This is a genomic window from Psychrobacter sp. 1Y4 (genome assembly GCF_051847555.1).
Genome location: NZ_JBPYDE010001034.1, coordinates 1 through 545, shown reverse-complemented (window position 1 = coordinate 545; position 545 = coordinate 1). Strand labels below are relative to the sequence as shown.

At 49.4% G+C, this 545-nt stretch carries 1 protein-coding gene; it reads right to left on the bottom strand.

Translation table 11 applies throughout. From position 1 onward, the window contains the following. Nucleotides 1-15: 15 nt before the first annotated feature. The coding region (locus tag ACS8FC_RS20270; RefSeq protein ID WP_439298106.1) for a S1C family serine protease at nucleotides 16-545 on the bottom strand (530 nt) is incomplete at its 5' end.

Sequence of the window (545 nt, the reverse complement as noted above, 5' to 3'; positions counted from 1 at the left end):
ATTTAGCAGTATACTTTATTGTGTTACGGAGTCTTGCTCAGACAGTTTCATCAGTTCTTCGCGCATGCGATCACGCTCTGCTTCTGACATCATAGGTGCTTGCTCATCACCTTGGATACTGCCGCCCATCCCATCCATACTCTCACCCTGTAGAACGACAGGACGATTGATAGGTTCTTGTGCTGGACGCTCCTCTAGCATTATTTTTACTTGAGCGTTTTTGCCTTGGCGCAATATTTGGGCATTCAGCTCAGTCGTTGGTGGCTTACGAGCGACATACTGAATCAAGGTATTGGCATCAGTCATCTCGACACCATCGATGGTTAGGATGATATCGCCAACGCGTAGACCACTCTTGGCAGCAGGACTGCCTTCGATGACGTTTAGCACTTCTACGCCAGTTGACGTCTCTAGCTGCGTTGGGTCACGTAGCTGTGACTGAATCTCGATACCGAGCCAACCACGACTGACGCGGCCGTCTTTGATCAGCGCATTCATTACTTGCTCGACCAATGATGTAGGAATCGCAAAGCCAATACCCATCG